Annotated in this window: 27 protein-coding genes; 14 read left to right on the top strand and 13 right to left on the bottom strand. The window is 59.4% G+C overall.

What is annotated here, in order from left to right; translation table 11 throughout:
* Positions 1–33: 33 nt before the first annotated feature.
* Genes AC2FLA_RS13805 through AC2FLA_RS13795 form a run of 3 tightly spaced genes read right to left on the bottom strand, consistent with a single transcriptional unit; the run spans position 34 to position 3,240 of the window.
* Positions 34–486, bottom strand: a complete 453-nt coding sequence (locus tag AC2FLA_RS13805; RefSeq protein WP_058273581.1) for a DUF6173 family protein — start codon at positions 484–486, stop codon at positions 34–36.
* 4 nt (positions 487–490) lie between these two features.
* On the bottom strand, positions 491–1,537 hold the full coding sequence (locus AC2FLA_RS13800) for an MBL fold metallo-hydrolase (protein WP_496722885.1): 1,047 nt from the start codon (positions 1,535–1,537) through the stop codon (positions 491–493).
* The gene (locus AC2FLA_RS13795; RefSeq protein ID WP_496722883.1) at positions 1,537–3,240 is read right to left on the bottom strand and encodes an acyl-CoA dehydrogenase family protein; all 1,704 of its coding nucleotides are present in this window, start codon (positions 3,238–3,240) and stop codon (positions 1,537–1,539) included. Before AC2FLA_RS13795 ends, AC2FLA_RS13800 begins: the two co-directional genes overlap by 1 nt.
* Before the next feature lie 137 nt (positions 3,241–3,377).
* Here AC2FLA_RS13795 and AC2FLA_RS13790 point away from each other — a divergent pair, with 137 nt between their 5' ends.
* Positions 3,378–4,328 (top strand): L-threonylcarbamoyladenylate synthase, encoded by a 951-nt coding sequence (locus AC2FLA_RS13790; protein ID WP_496722881.1) that lies wholly within the window; start codon positions 3,378–3,380, stop codon positions 4,326–4,328.
* Here AC2FLA_RS13790 and AC2FLA_RS13785 read toward each other — a convergent pair whose 3' ends face one another.
* Positions 4,329–4,883 (bottom strand): YqgE/AlgH family protein, encoded by a 555-nt coding sequence (locus AC2FLA_RS13785; protein ID WP_496722879.1) that lies wholly within the window; start codon positions 4,881–4,883, stop codon positions 4,329–4,331. It abuts the gene before it with no gap.
* Between the two features lie 145 nt (positions 4,884–5,028).
* Between AC2FLA_RS13785 and AC2FLA_RS13780 the strand changes: the two genes are divergently transcribed.
* Both AC2FLA_RS13780 and AC2FLA_RS13775 read left to right on the top strand, forming a co-directional pair.
* Entirely contained in the window at positions 5,029–5,835 is an 807-nt protein-coding gene (locus AC2FLA_RS13780) for a protein-disulfide reductase DsbD domain-containing protein (protein WP_496722877.1), read from the top strand.
* Positions 5,836–5,848: 13 nt separating this feature from the next.
* Positions 5,849–6,268: an NUDIX hydrolase gene (locus AC2FLA_RS13775; RefSeq protein WP_496722875.1), complete on the top strand. Its 420-nt coding sequence runs from the start codon at positions 5,849–5,851 to the stop codon at positions 6,266–6,268.
* On the opposite strand, the gene AC2FLA_RS13770 is transcribed toward AC2FLA_RS13775, so the two are convergent.
* The 6 genes from AC2FLA_RS13770 to AC2FLA_RS13745 form a co-directional block, all read right to left on the bottom strand.
* Complete coding sequence (locus AC2FLA_RS13770; protein WP_496722873.1) at positions 6,265–9,663, bottom strand: efflux RND transporter permease subunit; 3,399 nt, start codon at positions 9,661–9,663, stop codon at positions 6,265–6,267. The genes AC2FLA_RS13775 and AC2FLA_RS13770 overlap by 4 nt on opposite strands.
* Positions 9,664–9,668: 5 nt before the next feature.
* Entirely contained in the window at positions 9,669–11,123 is a 1,455-nt protein-coding gene (locus AC2FLA_RS13765) for an efflux RND transporter periplasmic adaptor subunit (protein ID WP_496722871.1), read from the bottom strand.
* Between the two features lie 106 nt (positions 11,124–11,229).
* Entirely contained in the window at positions 11,230–11,772 is a 543-nt protein-coding gene (moaB, locus tag AC2FLA_RS13760; protein WP_496722869.1) for a molybdenum cofactor biosynthesis protein B, read from the bottom strand.
* Positions 11,773–11,778: 6 nt separating this feature from the next.
* Positions 11,779–12,399: a LysE family translocator gene (locus tag AC2FLA_RS13755; protein WP_496722868.1), complete on the bottom strand. Its 621-nt coding sequence runs from the start codon at positions 12,397–12,399 to the stop codon at positions 11,779–11,781.
* On the bottom strand, positions 12,396–12,995 hold the full coding sequence (locus AC2FLA_RS13750; RefSeq protein ID WP_496722867.1) for a metallophosphoesterase family protein: 600 nt from the start codon (positions 12,993–12,995) through the stop codon (positions 12,396–12,398). Before AC2FLA_RS13750 ends, AC2FLA_RS13755 begins: the two co-directional genes overlap by 4 nt.
* Positions 12,992–13,759 (bottom strand): uracil-DNA glycosylase, encoded by a 768-nt coding sequence (locus AC2FLA_RS13745; RefSeq protein ID WP_496723049.1) that lies wholly within the window; start codon positions 13,757–13,759, stop codon positions 12,992–12,994. Before AC2FLA_RS13745 ends, AC2FLA_RS13750 begins: the two co-directional genes overlap by 4 nt.
* Positions 13,760–13,856: 97 nt before the next feature.
* On the opposite strand from AC2FLA_RS13745, the gene AC2FLA_RS13740 reads away from it, so the two are divergent.
* The 8 genes from AC2FLA_RS13740 to AC2FLA_RS13705 all read left to right on the top strand — a co-directional run bounded on the left by AC2FLA_RS13740 (position 13,857) and on the right by AC2FLA_RS13705 (position 19,154).
* Positions 13,857–14,459, top strand: coding sequence for a scavenger receptor class F, member 2 (locus tag AC2FLA_RS13740; RefSeq protein ID WP_496722865.1), 603 nt, complete (start codon positions 13,857–13,859; stop codon positions 14,457–14,459).
* Positions 14,460–14,518: 59 nt separating this feature from the next.
* On the top strand, positions 14,519–15,454 hold the full coding sequence (locus tag AC2FLA_RS13735) for an aspartate carbamoyltransferase catalytic subunit (protein WP_496722864.1): 936 nt from the start codon (positions 14,519–14,521) through the stop codon (positions 15,452–15,454).
* A complete protein-coding gene (locus AC2FLA_RS13730) occupies positions 15,451–15,969 on the top strand; it encodes a hypothetical protein (protein WP_496722863.1) in 519 nt (172 codons plus the stop codon). Before AC2FLA_RS13735 ends, AC2FLA_RS13730 begins: the two co-directional genes overlap by 4 nt.
* Complete coding sequence (locus tag AC2FLA_RS13725; protein ID WP_496722861.1) at positions 15,954–16,340, top strand: hypothetical protein; 387 nt, start codon at positions 15,954–15,956, stop codon at positions 16,338–16,340. The genes AC2FLA_RS13730 and AC2FLA_RS13725 overlap by 16 nt, the downstream gene beginning before the upstream one ends.
* Entirely contained in the window at positions 16,337–17,617 is a 1,281-nt protein-coding gene (gene pyrC, locus AC2FLA_RS13720) for a dihydroorotase (RefSeq protein WP_496722859.1), read from the top strand. The genes AC2FLA_RS13725 and pyrC overlap by 4 nt, the downstream gene beginning before the upstream one ends.
* Entirely contained in the window at positions 17,617–18,222 is a 606-nt protein-coding gene (plsY, locus tag AC2FLA_RS13715; RefSeq protein WP_496722857.1) for a glycerol-3-phosphate 1-O-acyltransferase PlsY, read from the top strand. Before pyrC ends, plsY begins: the two co-directional genes overlap by 1 nt.
* Positions 18,219–18,485, top strand: coding sequence for a hypothetical protein (locus AC2FLA_RS13710; RefSeq protein WP_496722856.1), 267 nt, complete (start codon positions 18,219–18,221; stop codon positions 18,483–18,485). Before plsY ends, AC2FLA_RS13710 begins: the two co-directional genes overlap by 4 nt.
* Before the next feature lie 195 nt (positions 18,486–18,680).
* Positions 18,681–19,154, top strand: a complete 474-nt coding sequence (locus AC2FLA_RS13705) for a YHS domain-containing (seleno)protein (protein WP_058273690.1) — start codon at positions 18,681–18,683, stop codon at positions 19,152–19,154.
* Positions 19,155–19,246: 92 nt separating this feature from the next.
* On the opposite strand, the gene AC2FLA_RS13700 is transcribed toward AC2FLA_RS13705, so the two are convergent.
* Complete coding sequence (locus AC2FLA_RS13700) at positions 19,247–20,230, bottom strand: quinone oxidoreductase family protein (RefSeq protein WP_496722854.1); 984 nt, start codon at positions 20,228–20,230, stop codon at positions 19,247–19,249.
* Between the two features lie 191 nt (positions 20,231–20,421).
* Between AC2FLA_RS13700 and AC2FLA_RS13695 the strand changes: the two genes are divergently transcribed.
* Complete coding sequence (locus AC2FLA_RS13695) at positions 20,422–21,279, top strand: DUF2189 domain-containing protein (RefSeq protein WP_496722852.1); 858 nt, start codon at positions 20,422–20,424, stop codon at positions 21,277–21,279.
* A 35-nt stretch (positions 21,280–21,314) separates the two neighbouring features.
* Here AC2FLA_RS13695 and AC2FLA_RS13690 read toward each other — a convergent pair whose 3' ends face one another.
* Complete coding sequence (locus tag AC2FLA_RS13690) at positions 21,315–22,301, bottom strand: NAD(P)H-quinone oxidoreductase (protein WP_496722850.1); 987 nt, start codon at positions 22,299–22,301, stop codon at positions 21,315–21,317.
* 55 nt (positions 22,302–22,356) lie between these two features.
* Positions 22,357–23,049, bottom strand: coding sequence for a COQ9 family protein (locus AC2FLA_RS13685; RefSeq protein WP_496722848.1), 693 nt, complete (start codon positions 23,047–23,049; stop codon positions 22,357–22,359).
* A gap of 111 nt (positions 23,050–23,160) precedes the next feature.
* Here AC2FLA_RS13685 and rpsU point away from each other — a divergent pair, with 111 nt between their 5' ends.
* Entirely contained in the window at positions 23,161–23,367 is a 207-nt protein-coding gene (rpsU, locus tag AC2FLA_RS13680; RefSeq protein ID WP_005614280.1) for a 30S ribosomal protein S21, read from the top strand.
* 293 nt (positions 23,368–23,660) lie between these two features.
* Positions 23,661–24,415, top strand: a 755-nt coding sequence (locus AC2FLA_RS13675; protein WP_496722847.1) for a CAP domain-containing protein, incomplete at its 3' end; no start/stop codon positions are given.

Below are 24,415 nucleotides of genomic sequence, written 5' to 3'. Positions count from 1 at the left end.
AGGCTGCGCAGACGTGAATTGCAAGTCAGGTGATCAGCTTTCTTCCAGATCCGCCGCCAAACGGAACCCGATCCGGTTAGCGGGTTTGTCCTCGACCGATTTGGGCAGGGCCCGCAGCATCACGTTCAACTGGCTGACATGTTGTACAAGCTGAGTGCGCGCGCCGGTCGCATCGGACCCATAAAAGGTGATGATATCGGGATCAAAATACCCCATCCCCTCGATCCGCATGACGCCTGCGTCGCCGCCGGTGAATCCCATCGCAACCTCTTGGTCGCCTGTCAGGGTCTTCTCGAAATTCTGGATATAGAGGATCAGACGTTCATACGCCCATTGCGCGGGGCTTTTTGTTTCAACCGGTTTTTGCAACGGACCGGGCAGGTCTTTTGCGCCTGACTTTGCTTCAGGGTCGGAATGCACTTCGTAGCAGCGCGGCAAAGCTGCGGCTTCGGCGGCCTCGGCCGAGGTTTCGATCTGATCCTGCATAGCTTTACCCTTTGCGCTGAAACTCCCACGCCCCGTCCGCGCGGCGCGTCCGGGTGACAGCTCCAATGTGGTAAAGATGGTTCAGATGTGCAACCGCTTCGACCAGCGCAAGCCCATACTCGCCACCGCTGATCTGCCGTTTGAACAAGGGCATGAAACATTCGGCAGCGGTCTTGGGCTGGTCCAAATACTTTTCCAAACGATCCAATGCACGGTGGTGGTTGTCGATCAGTTGCCTCATCCGGATGGGCAGCCCGGTGAATGGCAGCTTGTGCCCGCCCAGCGCCAGATGATCGGGTCGCGCCAGCCTCTGGAGCCGTTCGCAGGCCTCAAGCCATTCAGCAACCGGATCCGCCAAAGGTTCGGTGACATAGACACCCAGGTTGGGACTGATCGAACTGAGGATCTGATCGCCGGTGATCACCAGATTGTCGTCGCGGCTCCAGAATGTCGCGTGTTCGGGGGCATGGCCATTGCCCATATGAACATCCCAGTCGCGCCCACCCATGCGGATCACACTGCCTTGCTTGATCCGGGTGAAACCCAGCGGCATCGGATAAACTGTGTCGCAATAATTGAAGGGGCGCTCGGCCATCCGCTTGGCCAGCACGTTGGGTGCCATTCCTGCACTGCGGTAATAGTCCAGCGTCTCCTGGGGCCAACTTTCCTGAACATCCAGTTGCAGCATCCGCGAAAACAGCCAGGCCGTTCGCGACGCCACCAGTTCCACGCCATGTTCGGATTGGAACCAACCCGCATTGCCCACGTGATCGGGGTGATGATGAGTCACAACCACCCGCGTGATCGGCTTGCCCGCCAATGGGCCTGCCATCAGCTTTTCCCAGATGCGCCGTGTTTTGTTCGACGACATTCCTGTGTCGATCACGGTCCAGCCGTCGCCATCGTCCAGCGCGTAAATGTTAACGTGATCCAGCGCCATGGGCAGCGGCAAACGCATCCACAGAACACCTTCCGCAATCTCGGTCGCCTCGCCCTCGGCCGGAGGCTCAGACCAGGGATATCTGATCGCCAAAGGGGTATCTCCGTCCATCAGGATACAAACTCCTCGGCGCTGAGCCCGAATACATCATCTGCCCCGTTCTGTGCTTGAACAAGCAGCCCAGCATATTCAGGCAACAGCGCGTTAATGTAATACCGGGCCAGCTTAAAGCGCGGGCCACCCGGTTCAGCCAGAGCCGACTTCAGGTGGTAATGTGCACCCAAAACGCGGGCAAAGGCATGCAGATAGGGCAACGCCCCGGCAAACCGGTTGTTCATATCAGACTGCGCCACCATCCACTCGGTCGTCTCGCGCAAGCTTTCGGTCGCTTCCCAAACCGGGCCAGCCAGTTCGGGCATGGTCGCCCGCGCCTGTTCGGCATGATCTTCGATCTCGTCCAGTAGGCGCGAGGCTGCTTCGCCGCCATCCATCATCTTGCGCGCCACCAAATCCATCGCCTGAATACCGTTGGTGCCTTCGTAGATCGCGGTCACGCGGACGTCGCGATAATACTGAGCAGCACCGGATTCCTCGATGAAGCCCATACCGCCATGTACCTGAACACCGGTCTCAGATACGCGCATTCCCGTCTCGGTGCCAAAAACCTTGCCAATCGGCGTCAAAAGAGCGGCACGAGACATCCAATCGGCGTCGCCCGTTGCGTTGGCCATATCGATGGCTGCGGCGTTGGCCAGCATAATCGCACGCGCAGCGAAAGTGTCAGCACGCATGCTCATCAACATCCGACGCACATCCGCGTGGTCGATAATAGTGCCCGAGGGGGTTTTGCCCTGTTTCCGCTCCAACGCATAGGCCAGCGCGTGCTGATAGGCACCTTCGGCTGCACCCACGCCCTGACCACCAACACCTAGGCGCGCGTTGTTCATCATGGTGAACATCGCGGCCATGCCGTCATGTTCCTTGCCTACAAGCCAGCCTTTGGCACCGTCAAACTGCATCACGCAGGTCGGAGAACCGTGCAGGCCCATCTTGTGCTCGACCGATACGACCTTCAGATCATTGGCCACACCGGGATTGCCGTTCTCATCCGGCAGCAGCTTGGGCACCAGGAACAGTGAAATACCCTTGGTTCCGGGAACGCCATCGGGCAGGCGCGCCAGTACCAAATGGCAGACATTCCCAGCAAAATCGTTATCGCCCCATGAGATAAAGATTTTCTGCCCCGTAACAGCATATGTGCCGTCACCATTTGAGACCGCTTTTGATGTCAACGCCCCCACATCCGACCCAGCCTGCGGCTCGGTCAGGTTCATGGTCCCCGACCATTCACCCGCCATCATCTTAGGCAGATACAGCTCCTTGAGCTCATCGCTGGCGTGATGTTCCAGCGCTTCGATCTGGCCCTGTGTCATCAGCGGCGCAAGTTGCAGCGACAGACAGGCGGCAGACATCATTTCATTAACGGCGGTGGTCAAAGTCATCGGCAGACCCATGCCGCCATAATCCGGATCACCACTCATCCCGACCCAGCCGCCTTCGGCTATGGCTTTCCAGCCACCAGCATACCCGGTTGAGGTACGCAGCACGCCGTTTTCCAAACGCGCGGGCTCAAGATCACCGGGGCGTTGCAGAGGGGCCATCACCTCTTCGCACAGTTTTCCGGCTTCGGTCAGAATGGCACTGACCACATCGTCGCTGGCTTCCGAGAATTTCTCGGTGGCAGCGATCTTGTCAAAATTGACCGCGTGGCGGAACAAGAATTCATAATCAGAGATTGGGGCGCGATATGGCATGTCTTCCCTCTAGGCTGTCTGATTGCGTTTACGCCGACGGGCTTGGAATTTCCACCGCCCACCTTTATGCATCTGAGTTCCACCGATTAGGTATCGGTCCAAATGCTATACGCAATCAAAACGCGGCGTCACCACCAATGATCCCCAACGGCACTCTGACATTAAACGCCGATCCTGCCGGAATTACGCAGGCGGCAGACCTGTTCCGTCAGGGTCTTCTGGTGGCTTTCCCGACCGAGACGGTCTACGGCCTGGGCGGGGATGCCCGTAACGGAGAAGCGGTGGCAAGCATCTATGCCGCCAAGGGACGACCCAGCTTCAACCCGTTGATTGCGCACGTTGCATCGGTCAAAGCCGCCCAGCGGTTCGTAACATGGTCCGATCAGGCCGAGGCCTTAGCGGCCGCGTTCTGGCCCGGACCGCTGACTCTGGTTCTGCCATTGCGACCGGATCACGGGATTTCATCACTGGTGACAGCCGGGCTGGACACGCTCGCCGTGCGAGTGCCAGCCCACCCTGCGGCCCGTGCGCTACTGTCCGAATTCGACGGCCCGGTCGCCGCGCCATCGGCCAATCCGTCCGGGCAAATCAGCCCGACCACAGCCGCACACGTCCTGTCCGGCCTGAATGGGCGCATCGCCGCGGTTCTGGACGATGGGCCTTGCGGGGTCGGGTTGGAAAGCACAATTGTGGGCCTTGCGGGCGAGCCTGCCCTTTTGCGCCCCGGCGGCGTTTCGCTGGAACAGATCGAGGCGGTTCTGGATACTCAGCTGCACCACCACCAGCCGGGTGATGCGCTGAACGCGCCCGGCCAGCTGCAATCGCATTATGCTCCGGATGCGCCCGTTCGTCTGAACGCCAGCACCGCCCAAGGCGATGAAGTTCTGCTGGGGTTTGGCCCGGTGGACTGCGATCTGAACCTGTCGGCGAAGGGTGATCTTACCGAGGCTGCGGCCAACCTGTTCGCCGCGCTGCACAGCCTTAATGACACCGGCAGACCAATTGCTGTAACGCCCATTCCGATACATGGTTTGGGTGCGGCCATTAACGACCGCCTGCGCCGTGCGGCAGCCCCGCGAAACGGCTGATTAGGCCCGCCCGGACTCGGCAGACAGGATCAAGGGGTCAACGCCCAAAGTCGCAAGCGCACCACCCCATTTCTCAACATCGGCTACATTGAAGACCAGCTTTGACGACGCCTCGGTCGTGAGCCAGCCGTTCATCGCGATCTCATCCTCAAGCTGACCAGGTCCCCAGCCCGAATAGCCCAGCACCAAAGTGGAGTTCAAAGGCCCGCGCCCTGCGGCAAGATCTTCAAGGATATCCAGTGTTGCCGTCATGCTGAACTCATCCGTGATGTGCATGGAATGCAGGTTCGCCTCGTAATCCGAGCTGTGCAGGACAAAACCACGCGACATCTCGACCGGACCGCCGAAATGGACCAAACGTTCACCCACGACCGGAATCCGGCAGGGAATGTTGAGCTGACTCAACAGAGTTTTCAGCCGAAGGTCCGAAGGTTTGTTGATAATCAACCCCATAGCACCATCTTCGCCATGGCTGCAGAGGTACACCACCGAATGATCAAAACGCGGATCGCCCATGCCAGGCATCGCAATCAACAGTTTTCCGGTAAGATCCATGGGCCGACATCTCTTATCAGGTATGCTTCAACAATGACCCTTGGTCACCCGGAATGGCAAGGGATCAGCGCACATTTCCGCAGATTTCATCCCGGTTACCGGAACGTGACTTGGATTCTGTGCCGCAACCGCGCATTTATGAACCATGAGCGTAAAAAATGTATTACCGGCAATCGCCATAACCTTTGGTCTGGCCTTACCTGTAACAGCGCAGGTCAACGGCCCCGTTGCCGAGTTGGATATTCTGGATGGCGGACGCACCGCTAAAGGAACGTACCTCAGCGCCGTGCGTGTGACGCTGCAGGACGGTTGGAAAACCTATTGGCGTGCGCCGGGGGATGCTGGCATTCCGCCGCAATTCGACTGGAACCGTTCGAACAACGTCGGGGATGTGTCGATTACATGGCCCGCACCCAATGTTTTTGACCAGAACGGATTGCAATCGATCGGCTACGAAAACCAACTGGTTTTGCCGGTCGAGATCACGCCGAAAAACCCGGCCAAACCTGTTCGGCTGCAGGGAACGATGGATCTGGGCGTCTGCAAGGATGTCTGCATCCCGGAACAGCTGGATTTCGACCATACGCTGAACGCAGAGGCCGGGCGCAATCCGACCATCGCCGCCGCGCTGGCCCAACGGCCCTTTTCCGAACAAGAGGCCAGCGTGACCAATGCAAGCTGCCACCTGTCGCCGACATCTGACGGAATGCGGATCGAAGCAAGGGTGACCATGCCTTCGGCCGGAGGGCGCGAGGTCGCCGTGATCGAACCGGGTAATCCCGCGCTCTGGGCCACTCAGACACAGACGAAGCGAACGGGCAATACTCTTGTTGCAACCTCCGAAGTGATCAACGCCGCAGGTGGGCCGTTTGCTCTGGACCGCTCGGAAATTCGAATCACCGTGTTGGGTGCAAATCACGCGGTCGACATTCGGGGATGCAGCGCAGGCTGAGCCCGGTGATTTCATGACACAAACCCCGAAAATCGGCGCTTTGGCGGTTGTCCTGCATCAGGACCATGTGCTGCTGGTGCAGCGCAGCAAGCAACCCGATGCTGGCCTGTGGGGCTTTCCCGGTGGCCATGTGGAATGGGGCGAGACCGTTCTGCAAGCCGCGCAAAGAGAGCTGCACGAGGAAACCTCGGTTATCGCTGAACCACAACATTATCTGGACAATCTCGATCTGCTACACAGGGATGGGAATGGCAAAATCCTGATGCACTACCTGCTGGTTGGGGTGGCTTGTCAGTATCGTTCCGGCGCGCCAGTGGCCGGTGACGATGCGCGCGATGCTCGCTGGTTCCCGGTGGACCAGATCCGCCGCGGCGAACTGGAGATGAGCAACCGCGTCATCGATCTGCTGGAAACCGCCCTACGCCGGACTTAGGTCGCGGGCCTTTTGAGCCGGGCGAAAAGCAAGCCAGAGACTGCAACACTGAAGAACAATATCAGCGCAGCACCTGTAACGAATGCACCTAAACCCATCCGAAGAATGGCCATGCCATCCTCGCCCGCATAAAGCCCGGACAAGAACCCGATGGGCGCGCCGTAAATTGCGGGCCACACCATCGTGACCGTAAACCATGAAAGCAAGGCGAGGCCCGAACACGCCAACGTCCCCTGCACCGCACGGTCCGGCGCGCGCGCCGCCCGTCGCATTGCGGTCATTGGGCGAGACAGATCGTTCAGAATAGCAAGCAATGCCGGGACTAGCAGCAGGACCAGCAACATCCCAAAGCCCAGCCCATAAACCAATGTTATGACGGTGGGTTTGAGGAATTGCGCCTGTTGCGATCCTTCATATAGCAACGGGGTCAGCCCCAGAACCGTGGTCAGCGTCGTCAGCATCACAGGCCGCAACCGGTCTGCGGTGCCTTCAACTATCGAAGGCACAAGCCCGCGCTCTTTCTGGTAATCGTCGATGGTCGTCACCAAAACAATCGAGTCGTTGATGATGATCCCCGTCATCCCCAGCAGACCGACGACCGTGAACATGCTTAGCGGAACTTCCCACAGGTAGTGCCCCCAGATCGCGCCGACCAACCCGAATGGGATAATAGCCATCACCACCAGTGGCCGCGTCCAGCTGGCAAACACCCAGGCCAGTACAAGATAAATACCCGTCAGGCACAGAATCAAGCCGGTGCGAGCCTCGGACAGGAACTCGTCTTCTTGTTCGCTCAGACCGGCCATCCGCCATTCAACCTGACGTTCCGAGGCGATTTTCGGCAGGATTTCCTCGCCCATGGCACGTGCAATCTCAGCCGCGCGCGTCGGGTCATCTTCCGAGATGTCGCCATTCACCGATATCACCCGCAGGCCATTTTCGCGCCGGACGGTCGAGAAGCCGGACTTTCGCTCGACCGACACGATATCGGCCAACGGCACATACACTCCATCGGGTGTACGCATCAGAGTGCGCTCCAGGAAATCGGCGGTCAGCTCTCCTTCGGGCAGTTCAACCCTGATCTCGGCACTGCGCGGGCCATCCGGGAAGGTCGCCGCCTCGATCCCGTTCAACCGGTCGCGCAACACGCGTCCCAGCGTTTCGATCCTGAACCCCAGCGACTGACCCTGCGCTGTCAGGTCCAGAATGTACTCTTCCTTGTCATAGGCAAGGTTGTCTTCCAGCGCCGAAACTTCAGGGTATTTTGACAGCTCGGTCTGCAAGTCCTCTGAGGCGGATTTGAGCGTGTTCACATCCGCGCCATAGAACTGAACGTCAATGGCATCGCCACCGGGCCCAGATCGCCATCCCCGGAAGCTGAGCAGTTCGACCTTCGGGTGGCGCGGAACAAAATCCTGCAACTCACCCACAAACTCAAAGCTGGAATAGGGGCGCAGATCCGCATCGATCAACTCGATGGAAATACCACCCAGCAAGTCAGCGTCTTTGCCATCGGCGGCGGCCAATCCCCATCCTGCGGACCCGCCAACCTCGGCCAGCACATAGTCGATCGGGTTGCGACCGTGGCGGTCTTCATAGATCTGGCCCAGCTCTTCGGTTGCACGCTGCAGCTCATGCATCATGGCCACAGTCTCGGCGCGGGTGGCGCCCTCGACCATTATGAAGTTGCCCGTGACCGAGCCGCGCTCGGGCGCGTTAAAGAACCGCCAGTTCACATCACCGCGAATGAACAGGGCAACCTGGCTGGCCAGGATCACCACCATCATGGCAACCACCACATAGCGTGCCCAGACAACCCAGGCGATCAGCGGTCGGAACAGATGATCCCGCACCCAGCGGAACCCACGATTGACCACGCGGTTGGGCAGGTCATACCAGTGCTCTTTCGTGGAATGCGCGATGGCATGTGCCATGTGGTTCGGCAGGATCAGGAAGCATTCGATCAGCGACGCAATCAAAACCGCGATAACGGTAAAGGGGATGTCGCGGATCAACTCTCCGAACCGACCGCCAACAAGGGTCAGGCCAAAAAAGGCGATCACGGTTGTCAGGGTCGCCGCAAAGACCGGCATCGCCATGCGTCGCGCCGCTCGTTCAGCTGCCACCATTGGGGCCTCACCTAATCGGCGCGCGCGGAAATCTGCATGCTCACCCACGACGATGGCGTCATCCACAACAATGCCCAATGTGATGATCAGGCCGAACAGGGACACCATGTTGATCGACAGCCCGCCGATATACATGAAGGCAATCGCGGCGGACATGGCAACCGGAATACCTGCTGCGACCCAAAAGGCGATCCGCGCATTCAGGAACAAAAACAGCAGACAGACCACCAAGCCCAAGCCAACAAGGCCGTTGTCGACCAGAATATCCAGACGGTCGGTGATCGCCTGAGCGCGGGTTCTGATCAACTCGATCGTCACACCTTCGGGAACGCTGGCCTGCATTTCCGTCACAACGTCTTCGACCGCGTGCTGGATTTCAATCGCGTCACCCAGGTTTGAGCGATCTACCCGCACCGACATTGCCGGATTTTCGCCCACAAAGTAGCTGCGATTGCGGTTGACCCCTTCGACCCGGATCTGAGCGACATCGCCCACCAGCAACTTGGACCCATCCGCAAAATTGCGCAGGGCGATGCCTTCGATTTCTTCGGGTGTGCGTTTTTCCGTACCCGTGCGAATACGGGCATTCGCGCCAGTCACATCGCCTGCTGGATTTGCGTTGACCTCGGCCGCGACGGCCGATGCGACCTCGGACAATGTGATGTCGTTGGCAATCAGTTGAGCGGTCGGCACCTCGACCACGATACGAGGCGCGGCAAGGCCCCGGATCGTAGTACGCGTCACTCCGACCGCGAAAAGACGGTTGATCAACTCGTCCGTGAACTTGGCCAGTTGATCAGGATCGACAGGCCCGGTCACAACCACATCTGTAACCCGGTCACGCCAGGCACCCCGCCGGATTGTCGGTTCTTCCGCATCGTCGGGCAGGCTGGTTACACTGTCGACGGCAGTCCGGACCTCTTCGACTGCGCGGGACATGTCCCAGTTGGGCTCGAACTCCAGCCGAATGCTGGCGCGCCCTTCGCGCGACGTCGCTTCGGTGCTGGCAACGCCTTCGACCGCCAGCAAGGCGGGTTCAAGGACCTGAACGATCCCGTTGTCCACATCTTCGGGACCGGCCCCATCCCAGTCCACGCGGACGTCGACACGTTCCAGAACCACGTCGGGAAAAAACTGAGCCCGCATATTCGGGATTGCCGCCGCGCCCAGAACCAGCATGACCAGCAGCAGCAGGTTTGCTACCGTTTTGTGACGCGTAAAGTAACTGAGTATGCCGCCTGCCGCGCCGGGGATCTCGCGCATCATGGCGCTTAGCCCCCCGCCCTGTTTTCAAGCCGTTGTACCAGCGCGGCCGGTACCTTGGCCTCGCTCAACTGGCCCAGAACCCGTTCTTTGACATCCTTTGGCATGCGCGTACTGGCCTCGACCTGAGCGACCAACCGGGCGCGCTGTTCCACAGACAGCTCAACCATACCCGGTGCGGCCCCGGCGCTATCATCTATCCGCAGGGGCCGGACACGCACGCCCGACCCCAGCAGCGGCGTACGGCCTATCACGACCTCACGCCCAACCAAACCTTCGCCGCGCAGCAAGACCTCATCGCCCTGACGGCGGATCAACTGGACTGGCAGCGCTTCGAGCCTGTCATTCTCATCCAGCACCAACACTGTGCCCACAGCATCCAGAACCGAAGACGGCAGCAATACTACGTTGTCCAGCGGTTGTTCCTGCACTGTGACGGTAACAAAATCGCCCGGCTTGAACCCCGACGCCTCATCCAGTCGGGCATAGATCAAACGCCCGGTCTGCCCTTCGCCCGCCGATCCGCTGTCGCGGCTAATGCGGCCTTGTGCGGTCAGGTCGGTGCCCGTGACCTCAAGCGAGATTGTCACCGGTGCGTCGATCAGATCACCGGATGCGTCCAGCAATCGGACGTATTGCGCGGTTGAGACCCGGAATGCCACCTCCAACGCATTGGGGTCGACAAGTTCCGCCAGCTTTTCGTTCGCGGACACCAGCCGTCCTTCGACCAGTGTTACATCCGTCAATGTGCCCCCGAACCGGGCGCGGATTGTCATATCATCCAGATCGCGTTCAGCGGCCTCAAGCGCAATGCGGGCTCGTGACAACAGGGTGGTCGCCTGATCGACGCGGGATTCGGCCTGGGCCAGTGCAATCCGCCGCGCCAGCACCGCCTGCTGCGCGGCAGCTTTGGCCAGCTCAGCCTCTTCCACAGATGCTGCGGCCCCGACCCCGCGGGTTTGCAAATCCTGTTGGCGCTGCAAGGCGCGCCCGCGCAGCTCCGCCTGCGCCTCAGCCGAGTTCAACTCGTCCTGCGCCAGCAGCAGCGACCGCTCCGCGTCACGCTCTTCAAACTGCGCGTCCAGCAAATCGGATTTTGCCCGGTCCAGCGCGGACTGGGCGTCTGCGGGATCAAGTTCGACCAGAACTTCGCCTGTTGTTACCACACCGCCATCTTCAAAATCTTCGGCCAACTCGACAACGCGCCCGCCCAGCGCGGCGCGCAACTCTAACCTGCGACGGCTTTGAACCTCGCCAAAGGCTTCAAGATACGGAGTCACGGTTTCCAATTCCGCAGACCGAACAGAAACGGCAAAGACACGCTCGCGCGCCTGCGGAGCCGACTCCTCCCGCGTCAGAACGTCTTGTACGGCGCCCGAAATCATCTGCGCTGCCACAAACAACAGGGCCACAGTCAACGACGTCAAAAAGACTCCTACAAGGCTTTGCCTCAGAAATCGCATATAAAATTCACCCCGGTTGCATCAGGCTGCCATTAGCAAAAGGTAGCTGGGCAGCAAAAAATGCCAAGCCACAAAGCGGTTATGAACGGTTTAACGTGCGACCAGTCTACTTCCGTCGCAAATGTTCGTCCAATCTGGGCATTATCTCGACGAAATTACAGGGACGGTGGCGATAGTCGAACTGCTTTTCCAAAATCCCGTCCCAAGCGTCCTTGCAAGCGCCCGGACTGCCGGGCAATGCAAATAGATATGTGCCGCCTGCCACGCCACCAGTTGCCCGCGATTGAACGGCGGAGGTGCCGATCTTTTCCATGGAAATAATTGTGAACACCGTGCCGAAGGCCTCGATTTCCTTCTCATAAACATCGCGATGCGCTTCGACCGTTACGTCGCGGCCCGTCAGGCCCGTACCACCGGTCGAAATCACCACGTCTATCTCAGGATCCGCAATCCAGACGCGCAACTGATCGGCGATCTCGCTGCGCTCATCGCGGATGATGCTGCGATCGGCAACCCTGTGCCCTGCCCTTTCGATACGGTCCGCAAGTGTCTGGCCGGATTTATCTTCATCCAGCGACCGTGTGTCCGAGACGGTCAGCACGGCGATACGGACCGGAATGAAGTCTTTGGTCTCATCAATGCGCGACATGTTTCCTCAGGCCCTTTCCAAGATGGCAAGCCGGATCGCGAGGGCTGTGAAAATCCCTCCGGTCACCCAGCCCATGATGCGCGAAGCGCGCGGGTTCGCGATTAGCATCCGCCCCGCACCACCGGCAAAAATTCCCACTAGCCCATTCACCACAAATCCACCCAGCGCAATGATGGATCCGAAAATCAGGAACTGCAGCAGGATCGATCCCGCCGCCGGGTTCACGAACTGCGGAATAAAAGCCAGAACAAACAGAATTACTTTGGGGTTGGTCAGGTTCACCACCAGCCCGTCCCGGAATGCCAATTGGGTGGGACCGGAGGGAGTATCCGCAGAAACCGCCCCATTCCGAAACGCCCCCCAGGCGAGATACAGCAGATAAGCAACGCCCATCCAGCGGATCACATCGAACAGCCAGGGCATCGTCGCCACAGCCGCTCCTAGACCGAGACCCGCCACCAGAACATGAACCATCGATCCGACGGAGATACCTGCGCTAGCGGCGATTGCAGGCCGCGCCCCGGACCGCAGCCCCTGCCCAAAGCAGAACATCATGTCCGCCCCGGGGGTCAGATTCAGGGCAATTGCCGCCGGGATAAACGCCAGCAGCGTAACTGTTTCAATCACGTGGTGACCTCGAACCAATTTACTGTGGGGCCAAGATTGGCGATCTGCGTCACGCCGATTGCGCCTCGGTAACCCCAGCTGTCATGGATATGGCCACAAAGGGCAAATTGCGGCTGCAACCGCTCGATTGCGTCACGGACCGCCACCGATCCTACCGCGTCACCCGTCGACGTAAGATCGCCGTGACCCTTGGGCGGAGAATGCGCGATCAGGATGTCAGCTCCTTCGCAACGATCCAGCAACTCAGCCGCTTCAGGGTCCGACAGATCACAGGACCACTCACCGAATGGCGTCACCGGCACGCCGTAACCAAGGCCAAACAGACGCAGCCCATCCACGGTCATGCCTGTCCCATGCAAAACATGCACTCCTTCAGGCGCAGCGTCGGTCAGTTCACCTGCACTTTCGGCATTGCCCGGCACCAGAACCAGCGGCGCATTGATACCAGAGAGCATCGCCATCGCGTCATCCAGCCCTTGCCGCATGTTGCAATAATCTCCGGCTCCGATAACCAGATCGGCCTCGTCGCTGGCTGCAACAACGTCTGCGGCACGGTTGCGCGCCATATGAAGGTCCGAGAATGCGAGGATTTTCATGCCTTGCCCTCCAGCCTTGCTTTGAGTTCCAGCAAATCGGCCCATGCCTGCCGCTTCATCTGTGGCTGTCGCAGCAGATATGCTGTATGGAACATCGGGATAACCGGCAAGTCCATCGCCTGACCCCACTGACCCCGAAGCCGTGTGATCCCCCGTTTGCCCAGAACAGCCTGACAGCTGATATTGCCCATCACCACCAAAACCTCGGGTTTGGCCAAGGCCACGTGCCGTTCGAGAAACGGCTTCAACATGCCAATCTCTTCGGGCTTGGGATCCCGGTTCTGCGGTGGGCGCCACGGCAGGACGTTGGTGATATAGACGTTTTCGGTCCGATTGAGATTAATCGCCGCCAGCATCCGGTCCAACAACTGCCCGGCGCGTCCGACAAAGGGCTTGCCCTCGCGGTCCTCATCCCGGCCCGGAGCCTCTCCGATAATCATCACCCGCGAACCCGGGGTGCCGTCGGCAAAGACCAACTGCCGCGCACCGCGCTTCAACTCGCAATGGTCAAACGCGTCCATGGCCGCCCGTAACTGATCCAGCGACCCGGCAGACTGTGCCGCAGATTTCGCAACCGCCACCGGATCAACCTGCTTTGGTTTTTCTGGTGCGGTTTGGGCCTTTGCGGGTTTCTTGGCTTTTGGCGCCGTATCTGGCAGCGCATAGCGATCCACCGGTGCATCACCGATCGCATCCGTCGCACCCAGCTCGATCTGCCATTCCAGCAGAGCACGGGCAGTATGATAGTCCAAAGCCGATTCCATACCCCTCAATCTAACCACCTTTTGAACGAGGGAAAGCGAATAGGCCTTGATTGGTCGGTCCGTCGCACCGACCATTGGCGTATTCATGTTGTGTGTATTGCGATTCTTTCTCATCAGTTTGCTGCTGACCATGCTCAGCGGCCCGGCCTCTGCGCAGTTTCAAGACCGGTACGGGCAGTGCCGTGCGGGTCAGTTCAAATGCGGCAGTACCTGCTGTTCGGGTGGCCAAAGATGCAGCTTTGACGGGAACTGCATTCCGCTGGGCGGCACCTATTGCGGTGGCGGCAGAACCTGCGGCCCATTCGAGCGCTGCGTGGCAGGCGGCACCCGATGCGCACCAGCGGGGCAAAATAAGTGCAGGTCGCGTCTGGACTGCCCCGGCGGCAGCATCTGCAATGCCCGTGGCGAATGCGAGCGTAACACGCCTGACATTCTGGAACTGCCTTCACTGACATGCGACGACGGTCGCATTTGCGGATCCGGATCGTCTTGCCTGCCGGGTGGCGGATGTTCACGCCCCGGCTGGTATCTTTGCGAAAAAACCGGGTCGCAGTGCCGTCAGGGGTTCAAGTGTTCCAAAAATCAGGGCTGTGTTCCCGTCAAGGCCATCGATTGCGGATACGGCAAGTGGTGCAAGCCCGGCGAACAGTGCCTGCCCGAAGGCGGATGCGAGAAACTGCCCGAAGGATCTGATCCTTAGGTTGCCTTGAGCAGCGCGGCTTCTTATAAGCGGCGCGATTGTCAGACAGGAGCCCGCCAATGCGTTTCGCCCATCGTCACCTTCTTGGCATCGAGCATCTGTCGCAATCCGATATCACTGCCATTCTCGATCTGGCCGAGAAATATGTCGAGATGAACCGCCAGTCGACCAAGCATTCCGACGTGCTGTCAGGGCTGACGCAAATCAACATGTTCTTCGAGAACTCAACCCGCACGCAGGCCAGTTTCGAGATTGCCGGCAAGCGGCTGGGCGCGGATGTGATGAACATGGCGATGCAAGCCAGCTCGATCAAAAAAGGCGAGACGCTGATCGACACAGCGATGACGCTGAATGCGATGCACCCCGATTTGTTGGTGGTGCGCCATCCGCATTCCGGCGCGGTCGACCTGCTGGCGCAGAAGGTGAATTGCGCGGTGCTGAATGCCGGTGACGGCAAACATGAACACCCGACGCAGGCTCTGCTGGACGCGCTGACCATTCGCCGCGCCAAAGGTCGCCTGCACCGTCTGAACATCGCGATCTGCGGCGATGTCGCCCATTCCCGCGTGGCCCGGTCAAACCTTATCCTGCTGGGCAAAATGGAAAACCGTATTCGTCTGATCGGACCACCGACCCTGGTCCCCAACCAGTTTGCCGAGTTTGGCGCCGAAATTTACGACGACATGAACGAAGGCCTCAAGGACGTCGACGTCGTGATGATGCTGCGCCTTCAGAAAGAGCGGATGGATGGTGGGTTCATCCCGTCCGAGCGGGAATACTATCACCGCTATGGTCTGGACGCCGCTAAGCTGTCGCAGGCCAAGCCTGACGCCATCGTCATGCATCCCGGCCCGATGAATCGCGGTGTTGAGATTGACGGAACGCTGGCGGACGACATCAACCGGTCCGTTATTCAGGAACAGGTCGAAATGGGCGTCGCCGTTCGCATGGCCGCAATGGAACTGTTGGCCCGCAACCTGCGCGAGGCAGCATGAGTGATCTGATCGTCGCCCCCCACGAATACGGCGTCCTGCGCCTGTTTCAGCTGGACATGCGGCCCGAGGCAGCAAAGTTCCTGCGCGAACCGGGCGCCGCCGACCAGGTTCTGGGTGTCGAGGGTCTGGATCCCGTTCAGATCGACGTCTTTCCCGTATCAGATCTCGAGGAACTGGGTCTTTTCGGCTATCTCAACGAAGGGTGCGGCGTCCCTAAAGATCAACTGGACCGGGCTGCGCTGGAGAGCGTTGAAGGCTGGGTCATGGTCGTGCGCAGTGCCGCGTTTCAGGGACGTGCCGCCACTTTGCGACCGGACGCCAAAGTGCGTCGGATCGGCCTTTACACAGAAGAGGCGACAAGCTGGACCGGTGGAGCAATTAATACCGAAAGCGCGAAACCGTTCTCGGCCCCGCAAACCCCGCCACAAGACGCCAAACCCCGCCGTATTGGGTCGGCCATGCTGGCAGTGGTGGCGCTGGTGGTCATCGGAGGCATCCTGTGGCTGATCCTGTGACCTTCACCCCCGACAAAGGCGCGTATATCCGCACGAATACATGGCTGGCCGCCGGGGCCATGGCAGTCGCTATGATCGTGCTGTGGCTGGTCGGAAACCCCTACGTCTGGACCGGGGCACCCGCCGGTCTTGCAGCGGTCGCCTTTCGCGCATGGTACCTGGCCTCAGAAGAACTGACCACCACATGGCAGATAACGGACACCACCCTAACCGGCCCGGGACCACGCAAAGTGGCGCTGAACCAGATAGAGGCGGTCAACCTCATGGGCAGCTTTGTCCAGATCGTCACCAAGGGCGGCGACAAACACCTGATCAAGTATCAGGCTGACCCCGCCGCCACCAAAGCCGCCATCGAAAGGGCAATGGCATGAACAACACTCTTTTCACCAACGCCCGCCTGATTGACCCGGAAACCGGCACCGACTGCCCTGGCTGGCTACAAGTATCCGACGGTCGGATTACTGCGCGCGGCGAAGGGGATGCTCCGGCGTTGGAGGCGCAAGTCGTCGATTGTGGCGGGCAGTGCCTCGCGCCCGGTATCGTCGATATCGGCGTCAAGGTCTGTGAACCGGGTGAGCGGCACAAGGAAAGCTATAAATCTGCCGGTCTGGCCGCTGCGGCCGGAGGCGTGACCACCATCGTGACCCGCCCCGATACCAGCCCCGCGATCGACACGCCGGAAAGTCTGGAGTTCGTCACACGCCGTGCACAGGCCGACACCCCGGTTAACGTCCTGCCAATGGCCGCGTTGACCAAAGGTCGCGAAGGCCGCGAAATGACTGAGATCGGATTCCTGCAGGATGCCGGTGCCGTCGCCTTTACTGACTGCGATCACGTGATCGCCAACACCAAGGTGTTTTCCCGCGCCCTGACCTATGCCTGGGCCTGTGGCGCGCTGGTCATCGCCCACCCGCAAGAACCCATCCTCAGCAATGGTGCCGCAGCCACCAGTGGTAAATTCGCCGTGCTGCGTGGCCTGCCCGCCGTCTCACCAATGGCCGAGCGGATGGGACTGGACCGCGACATCGCTCTGCTAGAGATGACCGGGGCCACCTATCACGCCGACCAGATCACCACCGCCCGCGCCCTGCCTGCGCTGGAGCGGGCCAAGCGGAACGGTCTGGACATCACCGCAGGTACGTCAATCCACCACCTGACGCTGAATGAACTGGACGTGGCCGACTATCGCACCTTCTTCAAGGTCAAGCCACCGTTGCGATCCGAGGATGACCGGCAAGCAGTGATCGAAGCGGTACGGACCGGCCTGATTGATACGATCAGTTCCATGCACACGCCTCAGGATGAGGAAAGCAAACGCTTGCCGTTTGAAGAGGCGGCCTCTGGCGCGGTAGCGCTGGAAACCCTGCTGCCCGCCGCCTTGCGTCTGTATCATGCCGGGCAGTTGGACCTGCCGACACTGTTCCGCGCAATGGCCCTAAACCCGGCGAAACGATTAGGGCTGGACAGTGGCCGTCTGTCCGAAGGCGCGCCTGCGGATCTGGTGCTGTTTGACCCGGATGTGCCCTTTGTGCTGGACCGGTTCTCGCTCAAATCCAAATCTCAGAACACACCGTTTGACGGCCAGCGGATGCAAGGTAAGGTCACCGCAACTTTCGTTGCAGGACAAGAAGTTTACCGGAGACCCTGATGCCGATCATCGACAGCACAATGACCCAGCTGATCCTGTGGGCGGCACTTGGATACCTGATGGGGTCGATCCCGTTTGGCATGGTCCTGGCCAAGGTGATGGGGCTGGGCAACCTGCGCAACATCGGATCGGGCAATATCGGCGCAACCAATGTTTTGCGGACAGGCAACAAGACCGCCGCTGCCCTGACCCTGATCTTCGACGCCGCAAAAGGCGGGGTTGCCGTTCTGGTCGCACGTGCCCTTGCGGGCGAGGATGCCGCGCAGATTGCCGCGCTGGCAGCACTTTTGGGCCATTGCTTTCCGGTTTGGCTGGGATTTAAGGGCGGCAAAGGGGTCGCCACGTTTCTGGGCATCTGGCTGGCGCTGGACTGGCGTGTCGGTGTGGCCTGTTGTTTGACATGGTTGGTTGCTGCTGCAATCTGGCGTATCTCATCCCTTGCGGCACTTGCGGCGGCGGCAACGTCCACTATCTGGGTCCTTTTCCTGACAAGTTCGCAAACGCTGCTACTGGCTGGCGTCCTGACCCTGTTGGTCTATTGGCGCCACAGCGCGAATATTGCCCGCATCAAATCCGGCACTGAACCAAAAATCGGGCAGTCTTGAGCGCCCCGAACGCCTTCCTTACCGCTTTTTTTGCCATCCCCAAGGGGTCGTCGACCGGGCGTGCCCACGGCAGGCGGTATATCGTCAGTCGAACGGAATTTTCAGACGGCAAGTCGCAGAAACTTGTCGCACGCGCACTGGACGGCAGCGACTACATAAGCCTGAACCTTTATCTGACCAAACGCGGATCTCTTCTTCGCCCCTGCGAAATGCCCGCGGAAAAAGTCACCGAATTCGTTTTGGATTTCGAGCCCGATACCTAAGGCCTACCCTGCATTTGTGAACAGTGCCTCTTCGCCCCTGCACATTCACAATTGATTGCTTTGAACGTGATAGGCCGCCTGCCCACTTGGGTTCCGTGACGACCAATTGCGGGTCTCACGGACAAAAAAACTCTTGGGTTGTCTGGGTGCAATTTTCTGCGTCACGTGGCGGCCCCTTCACGAAAGGTGAAAACAATGAACAAGTTCAAATCTCTTATCGGCGGCGTCGCGCTGTCTGTTGCCATCGCAAGCTCAGCTCTGGCCGCTGGTGTTGAACTGAACGCAAGCTCGACCGGTCTCGCCATGCAGGGCTATGATCCGGTTGCCTACTTCACCGCTGGCGAGCCGACCAAAGGTGACTACCGCATCACCACACTGCACAACGACGCGATGTATCGCTTTGCCAATGAAGAAAACAAAGCCGCGTTCGAAGAAAACCCCGAGGCCTACCTGCCTGCATATGGCGGCTATTGCGCATTCGGCGCTGCGATGGGCTTCAAGTTTGACGGTGACCCGACCTACTGGAAGATCGTCGACAACAAGCTGTACCTGAACCTGTCGCAAGACATCCAGCAGCGCTGGGAAGGTGACATCCCTGGTTTTGTCGAACAAGCCAGCGCCAATTGGGAAACCATCGCGGATAAAACACCGGCGGAACTGCAGCAATAATTTCTGACATTCCCCAATTAGGCGGCGGCAGAGTATTCTGCCGCCGCTTTTCGTTTCAAGATCAAACACCAACGAGCCGGGCTCAGTCCGTCTTACGGCTCCATAACCGTGCTGCCTGTGGTCTGACGCGCTTCAAGAACTCGGTGCGCCTCGGCCACCTGATCCAACGGGAACCGCTGATCGATGTGGATTTTCACCTCGCCGCCCTCGACCTTGCCGAACAACCGCCGTGCCATTGCCTGACATACAGAAGGGTCGGCGATATGGGTAAACAGGGTCGGTCGGGTGATTTTCAAGGAACCTTTCTTGCCCAAAATACCGATATCCATCAACGGGACTGGCCCCGACGCATTGCCGAATGAGATCATCATTCCCAAAGGCTTCAGGCAGTCCAGCGAGCCATTGAACGTGTCCGCGCCGATGGAATCCATAGCCACATCCACGCCCTTGCCGCCGGTGATTTCGGCCACACGTTCGGCAAAGTTCTCGGTCCGGTAATTGATACAATGCGCAGCCCCGTTGAACTGCGCGAGGCTGCATTTTTCGTCTGTTCCGGCTGTTCCGATCAGCGTGATGCCCTCGGACTTGGCCCATTGGCAGGCAATCAGACCAACGCCACCGGCGGCCGCGTGAAACAGAACCGTGTCACCCCGTTTCAAAGGCGTTGTCCGGTGAAACAGATACTCGACCGTCATCCCCTTGAGCATCATCGCCGCAGCCGCGTCAAAAGAAATCCCTTCGGACAACGGACACACCTGCGCCGCTGGCATCACGCGCGCCTCGCAATAGGCCCCGGCGGGTGCTGCGGCATAAGCTGCGCGTTGGCCCGGTTTCAGATGGGTAACACCTTCGCCAACGGCTTCAATCAAACCTGCCGCTTCCATGCCCAGCGCGTGCGGTAAATCCATCGGGTACAACCCAGTGCGCTGATAGACATCAATGAAGTTCAGCCCACAGGCCCGGTGGCGGATGCGAACCTCGCCGGGTCCGGGTTCGCCCAAGGGCCGGTCTTCGATCTTTAGAACTTCGGGACCGCCGTGTTCATGAATGACGACGGTTCTTGCCGTTTGCTGCATGCTGACCTCCTGTTGCCTGACGCCAAGCTAACACGCCTGTGAAACAGGGCAATTGGTAGGTTTTCGCTGCCGCGCAACCACAACGGGAAAAACTGTGCTATACTGGGGTCTGAGCGTTGCCGGCTGGTCCGGCCAAAGGCAACCACCGCCGGATTCAACCCGTTGCGCACTGGCAAAGGGAGGGGATCAAGATGGCCAAAACAATAGGAAATCCGATCAGTTGGGCCGCCCGAAACATCGGCGCGACCGGCGATCATATCACGGAAAGCGTGCACCATATCGGCAGCGCGGACACCCGGCATCTGCCACAGGTGCAAACGCTTACGATGCAGGACCTGAAGGCCTGTTTGCAGGCCGGGTACAATGATTTTCTGGAAACACGGGCGGATGCGATTTTCATCATATTGGTTTACCCAATCGCAGGTCTGCTGATGTTCGGCTTCGGCCTGAATCGCAACATGGTGCCCCTACTGGCACCGCTGATCATGGGTTTCGCAATAGTCGGTCCGATCGCAGCCGTGGGCCTTTACGAAATCAGCCGCAAACGCGAGCAAGGCGGCGAGGTGCATTGGCTGGACGCCTTGGGCGTCTTCCGGTCCCCGTCCTTCGGTGCAATTCTGGCCTTGGGGTTCTATCTGGTCATGCTGCTGCTGATTTGGCTGATGGTCGCGCAGAGCATCTATGTGCATACGCTTGGGCCTGATCTGCCCACCTCACTCGGGGCTTTCGTGACTCAGGTGTTCACCACGGGCGCAGGCTGGTCCATGATCATCTTCGGCAATGCGATCGGGTTTTTATTCGCGCTCGTTGCATTGGCCATGAGCGTCGTCAGCTTTCCATTGCTGTTGGACCGTCCTGTCGGACTGCCGGTGGCGGTCGTGACTTCGGTTCGGGTGTTGCGGCATAACCCCGGTGTAATTTTGGCATGGGGGTTCATCGTAGCGGCCCTGTTGATCATCGGAGCTATCCCGATGCTGCTGGGGCTGATCGTTGTCATGCCAGTCCTGGGCCATGCAACCTGGCATCTTTACCGCCGCGCAGTGGTCTGATCGGAAAAAGCGCGGGATTTACCCGCGCCAGAACTTTAACCGGCGACTTTGAGGACAATCTTGCCGATGTGGCCCGAGCTTTCCATCCGCGCATGGGCGGCTGCCGCCTCGGCCAGATGGAACTCACTGTCCATGACGGGGGCCACCTTCCCAGACTCCAGCAATGGCCAGACCGCTTCGCGCAGATCCTGCGCAATCTTCGCCTTTGCCAGATCGCTTTGCGGGCGCAAAGTACTGCCCGTCAGGGTCAGGCGTTTGACCATCATCATCGCAAAGTTCAACTCGACCTTCGGCCCTTGCAGGAAGGCGATCTGAACCAGACGCCCATCCTCGGCCAGAGCTTTGACGTTGCGCGGGATATAGTCGCCACCAACCATGTCGAGGATCAGGTTCGCCCCACCCTCAGCCCGCATGACGCCCACGAAGTCCTCATCCCGGTAATTGATCGCCCTCTCCGCCCCGAGGTTCACACAGGCCTCGCATTTCTCAGCAGATCCGGCGGTTGCAAACACCCGCGCACCAAACGCGTTCGCCAGCTGGATCGCTGTTGTGCCAATGCCGCTGGACCCACCATGCACCAGAAAACGCTCACCTGCCTTCAGCCCGCCGCGCGTGAAGACGTTGGACCACACAGTAAAGAAGGTTTCGGGCAGGCACGCGGCCTCTTTCATCCCCATTCCCGAAGGAACTGGCAGACAATGCGCAGCGGGTGTGGCCACATATTCCGCATAACCGCCACCGGGCAGCAAGGCACAGACCTGATCGCCGATGGCCAGACCCTCGACCCCGGCACCAACGGCAACAACTTCACCCGATGCTTCAAGCCCCGGCAAATCGCTGGCACCCTGCGGCGGATCATAGGCCCCGGCACGCTGCAGCGCGTCAGGCCGGTTCACACCCGCATAGGCCACTTTCAGGATCACCTGTCCGGCTTGCGGTTCCGGCACCGGGCGTTCCGTCAGTTGCAGAACATCCGGACCACCGGGTTTGGTGATTTCGACAGCGCGCATCATCTGGGTCATGGGCAAATCTCCTTTGCCCAATGCCTAGCAGGCAATTTCTGGAAGGCCCAGACGCTTACTTGCGCGGGTTCAACATACCCGGCAAATCAGCACGCATCTTCGTCGGCGCTTTTACCTGACCGGCCAACCAGTTCGGCACCGCCAGAAACGGTTTGAACAACGGGTTGTCATTCACCTGCGCCTTGATCTTTTCGAACTGCATGACGTTGTCTATCCGCCGATCCAGAAACTCCCATGTTTTCTGGTGATCGGGGGAATCGTCGCCCAGCCAGAACAGCAGGGTCGAGGAATAGACGCCCGACAACGTCGCCCGTTTCGTGTACCAGTTTACGTCTTCCGAGGAATCGCCCAGCGTGTCCCAGATCAGATCGCAGGTCTGCCACAAGGCTTTTGCCCCATCGGCCGCGTGGGTGGGCAGCGAAAACAACGTCATGCCCCGGCGAACAAGCTCCTTGTCCGGAACCGCCTCAAGCCGGAACCGAACTGCAGCGGCGATTCGGTCGCGGAACTTCAACTCGCTCAGGTCCGAAGACTTCAGCCGATCCTCCATCGCCGCGTCGCCGCGCGCGTGAAAGGCCAGTGCCAGATCAACTGCGCCACGGGGACAAATCGCGCGCGCCAGCGTGTCATCCATATCGCAATCTAAGATAGCTGCACGGAAGCTGGTTTCGGACCAGCCGTCAAACGGCACTTGGATCAAAATCGCGTCCAACAACTGCTGCTTGGTGTCTTCATATGTGGTGGTCATGGCGGTTCTCCGGTTCTGGGGACCAGTACTAGACAAGATAGAACGGCTTTGCTATACGGCCAATTCCTGCAATTTCCTTGCAACTCTATCTAGAAAGGTGGTGACAACCACATGCAGGTTAGTGTTCGCGACAATAACGTCGATCAGGCGCTTCGTGCCCTGAAGAAAAAGCTGCAGCGCGAAGGCGTGTTCCGCGAAATGAAGCTCAAGCAACATTTCGAGAAACCGTCCGAGAAAAAAGCGCGCGAGAAAGCTGAAGCGATCCGCCGTGCCCGTAAACTGGCACGTAAGAAAGCACAGCGCGAAGGTTTGCTCTAAAACCTCGCTCGTCCAGCTTTGGATGACACTATTTGACGACCCCCGAGGCATCGCCCGGGGGTTTGTCGTTTCTAGGGTCGGATGATTTACGCCGACTCGGGCCGCCCACGCGCGACAAGCTGCCATTTCCCCCTCAGCAACATTTTGCCCGGCATTTTGCAGCGCAGCGAATCCCGTGGCGGTAGCACTGACCCGCCAAAACTCGCCTCTGAACACACCATCCCTATCAAGGCAGCATCGAGCCTTTGTAACTGGCGCCGTCTACCACGACAAAAAACCAATCGGAGGCAAAAATGTCGACTGCAAGTAGTATCGAACAAGAAATGCTGGCGCTGATTAACCAAGAGCGCACATCCCGCGGGCTGGACCCCCTACAGCTTGAAACGCGCCTGAACGACTCGTCCGAGGATCACAGTGAATGGATGCTGGAAACTGACAGGTTCAGCCACACCGGCTCGGGTGGTTCCAGCGCCACGCAGCGGATGGAAATGGCCGGGTTCGACTTCTCGGGCAACTGGCGGTCAGGTGAAAACATCGCCTGGCAATCCGAGCGCGGCGCGCCAGGCATCAGCGATGACGTCGCCCAGCTTCATCAGAACCTGATGAACAGCCCCGGTCACCGCGCCAACATTCTGAACCCAGATTTCAAATACATCGGAATCGGAATTGAAACCGGCGACATGCAGGGTTTCGACGCTGTGATGGTGACGCAGAACTTTGCTGCCACCCAGGGTGAGGTCATGCTGGACAACGGCTCCACCACTCCGCCGGCCCCAACGCCACCGGTTGAAGAAACCCCGCAGCCCGAAGAGCCGGTTGCCGAAGTGCCAGAACCTGAGGTTACCGAGCCTGAGGAACCGGTGGCCGAAGTGCCTGACCCAGAAGTTACCGAGCCTGAGGAACCTGTGGCCGAAGTACCTGACCCTGAAGTTACCGAGCCCGAGGAACCGGTGGCCGAAGTACCTGACCCCGAAGTTACCGAGCCCGAGGAACCGGTGGCCGAAGTACCTGACCCCGAAGTTACCGAGCCCGAGGAACCGGTGGCCGA

The sequence above is a fragment of the Ruegeria sp. CDSA033 genome (assembly GCF_059612305.1).
This window is presented reverse-complemented; position numbering and strand designations above follow the sequence as displayed.

What these genes read in the sequence shown, in the direction of transcription:
- AC2FLA_RS13770 (WP_496722873.1), bottom strand. Translation starts at nt 9,663, where the DNA reads ATGATGCGCGAGATCCCCGGCGCGGCAGGCGGCATACTCAGTTACTTT.
- AC2FLA_RS13735 (WP_496722864.1), top strand. Translation starts at nt 14,519, where the DNA reads ATGCGTTTCGCCCATCGTCACCTTCTTGGCATCGAGCATCTGTCGCAA.
- plsY (WP_496722857.1), top strand. Translation starts at nt 17,617, where the DNA reads ATGCCGATCATCGACAGCACAATGACCCAGCTGATCCTGTGGGCGGCA.
- AC2FLA_RS13775 (WP_496722875.1), top strand. Translation starts at nt 5,849, where the DNA reads ATGACACAAACCCCGAAAATCGGCGCTTTGGCGGTTGTCCTGCATCAG.
- AC2FLA_RS13795 (WP_496722883.1), bottom strand. Translation starts at nt 3,240, where the DNA reads ATGCCATATCGCGCCCCAATCTCTGATTATGAATTCTTGTTCCGCCAC.
- AC2FLA_RS13785 (WP_496722879.1), bottom strand. Translation starts at nt 4,883, where the DNA reads ATGGATCTTACCGGAAAACTGTTGATTGCGATGCCTGGCATGGGCGAT.
- AC2FLA_RS13780 (WP_496722877.1), top strand. Translation starts at nt 5,029, where the DNA reads ATGAGCGTAAAAAATGTATTACCGGCAATCGCCATAACCTTTGGTCTG.
- AC2FLA_RS13790 (WP_496722881.1), top strand. Translation starts at nt 3,378, where the DNA reads ATGATCCCCAACGGCACTCTGACATTAAACGCCGATCCTGCCGGAATT.
- pyrC (WP_496722859.1), top strand. Translation starts at nt 16,337, where the DNA reads ATGAACAACACTCTTTTCACCAACGCCCGCCTGATTGACCCGGAAACC.
- AC2FLA_RS13765 (WP_496722871.1), bottom strand. Translation starts at nt 11,123, where the DNA reads ATGCGATTTCTGAGGCAAAGCCTTGTAGGAGTCTTTTTGACGTCGTTG.
- AC2FLA_RS13695 (WP_496722852.1), top strand. Translation starts at nt 20,422, where the DNA reads ATGGCCAAAACAATAGGAAATCCGATCAGTTGGGCCGCCCGAAACATC.
- AC2FLA_RS13750 (WP_496722867.1), bottom strand. Translation starts at nt 12,995, where the DNA reads ATGAAAATCCTCGCATTCTCGGACCTTCATATGGCGCGCAACCGTGCC.
- AC2FLA_RS13730 (WP_496722863.1), top strand. Translation starts at nt 15,451, where the DNA reads ATGAGTGATCTGATCGTCGCCCCCCACGAATACGGCGTCCTGCGCCTG.
- AC2FLA_RS13705 (WP_058273690.1), top strand. Translation starts at nt 18,681, where the DNA reads ATGAACAAGTTCAAATCTCTTATCGGCGGCGTCGCGCTGTCTGTTGCC.
- AC2FLA_RS13800 (WP_496722885.1), bottom strand. Translation starts at nt 1,537, where the DNA reads ATGGACGGAGATACCCCTTTGGCGATCAGATATCCCTGGTCTGAGCCT.
- rpsU (WP_005614280.1), top strand. Translation starts at nt 23,161, where the DNA reads ATGCAGGTTAGTGTTCGCGACAATAACGTCGATCAGGCGCTTCGTGCC.
- AC2FLA_RS13805 (WP_058273581.1), bottom strand. Translation starts at nt 486, where the DNA reads ATGCAGGATCAGATCGAAACCTCGGCCGAGGCCGCCGAAGCCGCAGCT.
- AC2FLA_RS13700 (WP_496722854.1), bottom strand. Translation starts at nt 20,230, where the DNA reads ATGCAGCAAACGGCAAGAACCGTCGTCATTCATGAACACGGCGGTCCC.
- moaB (WP_496722869.1), bottom strand. Translation starts at nt 11,772, where the DNA reads ATGTCGCGCATTGATGAGACCAAAGACTTCATTCCGGTCCGTATCGCC.
- AC2FLA_RS13685 (WP_496722848.1), bottom strand. Translation starts at nt 23,049, where the DNA reads ATGACCACCACATATGAAGACACCAAGCAGCAGTTGTTGGACGCGATT.
- AC2FLA_RS13690 (WP_496722850.1), bottom strand. Translation starts at nt 22,301, where the DNA reads ATGACCCAGATGATGCGCGCTGTCGAAATCACCAAACCCGGTGGTCCG.
- AC2FLA_RS13745 (WP_496723049.1), bottom strand. Translation starts at nt 13,759, where the DNA reads ATGGAATCGGCTTTGGACTATCATACTGCCCGTGCTCTGCTGGAATGG.